The organism is Saccharopolyspora sp. NPDC002686, from assembly GCF_040295745.1.
Lineage (GTDB): Bacteria > Actinomycetota > Actinomycetes > Mycobacteriales > Pseudonocardiaceae > Saccharopolyspora > Saccharopolyspora oryzae.
The window spans coordinates 1-3,597 of record NZ_JBEOVY010000526.1 but is presented as its reverse complement, the minus strand read 5'-3'; the positions used below and the strand labels follow the sequence as shown (position 1 = coordinate 3,597).

General features: G+C 71.3%; 3 protein-coding genes. All 3 read left to right on the top strand.

Going from position 1 to position 3,597, the window contains the following annotated elements; translation table 11 throughout:
• Positions 1–484 (top strand): 2-phospho-L-lactate guanylyltransferase (gene cofC / locus ABTZ89_RS36945; RefSeq protein ID WP_351053738.1); only part of this gene is annotated, 484 nt, incomplete at its 5' end.
• Positions 485–605: 121 nt separating this feature from the next.
• Positions 606–2,852, top strand: a complete 2,247-nt coding sequence (locus ABTZ89_RS36940; RefSeq protein WP_408641895.1) for an RNA degradosome polyphosphate kinase — start codon at positions 606–608, stop codon at positions 2,850–2,852.
• 16 nt (positions 2,853–2,868) lie between these two features.
• Positions 2,869–3,597, top strand: a 729-nt coding sequence (locus tag ABTZ89_RS36935) for a bifunctional NUDIX hydrolase/histidine phosphatase family protein (protein WP_351053733.1), incomplete at its 3' end; no start/stop codon positions are given.

Below are 3,597 nucleotides of genomic sequence, written 5' to 3'. Positions count from 1 at the left end.
AGTGGCCGCGGCTCGCCGCGCCGAGGGCGTCGCCGGGGTCGTCGTGATCACCTCCGATCCGAGGCTGACCGCCGAGTTCACCGCCGCGGGCGTGGACGTGATCCCGGACTCCCCCGCTGCCGGGCTCAACGCGGCGCTGCGGCACGGCGACGCCGAGCTGCGGGTGGCCCGGATCGGGGCGCTGCAAGCGGATCTGCCCGCGCTGCAGCCGGACGACCTCGCCGCCGCCCTCCGCGCCGCCGGGGCGGACCGGTCGTTCTGCACGGACCGGCACGGCACCGGCACCACGCTGCTGCTGGCCGAGCCGGGGCGCCCGCTCGCTCCGCGCTTCGGCCCCGGTTCGGCCGACGCGCACGCCGAATCCGGCGCGAAGCCGCTGCTCGGACCGTGGGACTCGCTGCGCTGCGACGTGGACACCGAGGCCGATCTGCGCGCCGCCCGCGCCCTCGGACTCGGTCCGCGAACTGCTGCCGCCACCGCGTGAACCACCGATTCCGCGCGAATCCGGCAGCGGGTCCCCGTCGGGGCACAACAGCGACGCGAAACGCCCATGAACTCTTTTCACAGAAATCGGCTGAACCGGTTCGATGAGCGACAATGGACGGGTGAGCACCGACAGCACCGGCCGGGCCGAGCAGCCCGCCGCACGAAGCACCAGTGGCCGGTCCACTCACCGCGCATCGAGCCCGGCGCAAGGTGATCCGAGCCCGGCCTCCGAGGGCGCCCGCGTCCCGTCCGCGCCGCCTGCGGTGACGCGCGCGGCGGCGACCACGGACCTGCCCGAGGACCGCTACCTCAACCGCGAGCTGTCCTGGCTCGACTTCAACGCCCGGGTGCTGGCCATCGCCGAGGACAAGTCGCAGCCGGTGCTCGAGCGCGCCAAGTTCCTCGCGATCTTCGCGTCCAACCTGGACGAGTTCTACATGGTGCGCGTCGCCGGGCTGAAGCGGCGCGAGGAGACCGGGCTGGCGGTGCGCAGCGCCGACGGGCTCACCCCGCACGAGCAGCTGACCCGCATCGCGGCCCGCAACCAGGACCTGATGGAGAAGCTCAGCCGGGTCTTCCTCGACGAGCTGGTGCCCGAGCTGGAGGCGCACGGCGTCCGGATCCTGAACTGGTCGGAGCTGGAGACCGCCGACCAGGAGAAGCTGACCCGCTACTTCGAGGACCACATCTTCCCGGTGCTCACCCCGCTGGCGGTGGACCCGGCGCACCCGTTCCCCTACATCTCCGGGCTGTCGCTGAACCTCGCGGTCACCGTCGCCGACCCGGACGCCGGGTTGCGCCGCTTCGCCCGGGTGAAGGTGCCGGACAACGTGCCGCGGCTGATCCGCGTCGAATCCGACCGGGAGACCGAACGCGCCACGTTCCTGCCGCTGGAGGAGCTCATCGCCGCGCACCTGGGGAAGTTGTTCCCCGGAATGCGGGTCGCCGAGCACCACATCTTCCGGGTCACCCGCAACGCCGACCTGGAGGTCGAGGAGGACCGCGACGAGGACCTGCTGCAGGCCATGGAGCGGGAGCTCGCGCGGCGCCGCTTCGGGCCGCCGGTGCGGCTCGAGGTCACCGACACGATGAGCGAGAACATGCTCGAACTCCTGCTGCGCGAGCTGGAGGTCGACCAGCACGACGTGGTGGAGGTCAAGGGCCTGCTGGACCTGTCGTGCCTGTTCCAGCTGGAGCGGTTGCACCGGCCGGACCTCAAGGAGCAGCCGTTCGTTCCCGCGACGCACCCTGCGTTCGCCGAGGGCCAGACGCCCAAGAGCATCTTCTCCACGCTGCGCGAGGGCGACGTGCTGCTGCACCACCCCTACGACTCGTTCTCCACGTCGGTGCAGCGGTTCATCGAGCAGGCCGCGGCCGATCCGCACGTGCTGGCCATCAAGCAGACGCTGTACCGGACCTCCGGTGATTCGCCGATCGTCAACGCCCTCATCGACGCCGCAGAAGCCGGCAAGCAGGTGGTGGCGCTGGTGGAGCTCAAGGCCCGCTTCGACGAGCAGGCGAACATCCAGTGGGCGCGCACCCTGGAGCGCGCCGGGGTGCACGTGGTCTACGGCCTGGTCGGGTTGAAGACGCACTGCAAGACCGCGCTGGTGGTGCGCCAAGAGGGCTCGACGATCCGCCGCTACTGCCACCTCGGCACCGGCAACTACAACCCGAAGACCGCGCGCATCTACGAGGACCTGGGGCTGCTGACCGCTTCCCCGGAGATCGGCGCCGACCTCACCGACCTGTTCAACGTGCTCACCGGGTACGCCCGGCACGGCGAGTACCGCCGAATCCTGGTGTCCCCGCAGGGCATCCGCAACGGCATCGTGGAGCGCGTGGAGGCCGAGATCGAGCGGGCCCGGCAGGGCCTGTCGTGCGGCATCCGGATGAAGGTGAACTCGCTGGTCGACGAGCAGATCATCGATGCGCTGTACCGGGCTTCGCTGGCCGGGGTGCCGGTCAAGGTCGTGGTGCGCGGCATCTGCTCGCTCAAGGCGGGCGTCGAGGGCCTCAGCGAGAACGTCGAGGTGCGCTCGATCCTGGGCCGCTTCCTGGAGCACTCCCGCGTGTTCCACTTCGTCGGCATCGACGAGCGCTGGATCGGCAGCGCGGACATGATGCACCGGAACCTGGACCGCCGGATCGAAACCCAGGTGCGGGTCACCGATCCCAAGCTCACCGCCCAGCTGGACGCGCTGCTCGACTCGGCGATGCACCCGGCGACGCGCTGCTGGGTGCTCAACGCCAAGGGCGACTGGGAAGCGTCGCCGCGCAGCGGGGAGCAGGTCCGCGACCACCAGGTGGAGATGCTGCGCCAGCACGGGGCGCGCGAAGGCGCCGTGGGCCGGACCGACCGCTGAGACTGCTTAGAGGACGATGAGCGTGACCGAGAACCAGCCGGGTACCGAGAAGATCGACGGCGAACCGACTGATGTCCCCGGCCGAACGGTGCGGGCCGCCGGAGCGGTGCTGTGGCGCGACGGCAGCGGCGGCCCGGAGGTCGCGGTGGTGCACCGCCCCCGCTACGAGGACTGGTCGTTGCCGAAGGGCAAGCTCGACCCCGGCGAGCTGCCCGCGCACGCGGCGGTCCGCGAGGTCGCCGAGGAGACCGGGTTTTCCTGCGTGCTGTCCCGTTTCCTCACCCGGGTGAACTACGCGGTGCCCGCTGCGGGCGGAACCGCGGAGAAGGTCGTGGACTACTTCGCCGCCCGCGCCTGCGGCGGGTCTTTCGCGCCGAACAGCGAAGTCGACGAACTGCGCTGGCTCCCCGTCGCCCGGGCGCGGGAACTGGTCAGCTACCCGCACGACGGCCGCGTGCTCGACGTCTTCGAGCAGCTGCCGACCGAGCTGGCGACGGTTCTGCTGGTCCGCCACGCGAAAGCGGGCAAGCGCTCCGACTGGAACGGCGACGACGTCCTGCGCCCGCTCACCGAAGCGGGGCGGCAGCAGCGGGACGCGCTGCACTCCCTGCTGCCGCTGTTCGGCCCGACGCGCGTCCACTCCGCGCCGCGGCTGCGCTGCGAGCAGACGGTGGCGCCGATCGCGGCGGACCTGGGCGTCGACATCGAGCCCGAACCGCTGTTCTCCGAGGAGGGATTCGTCTCC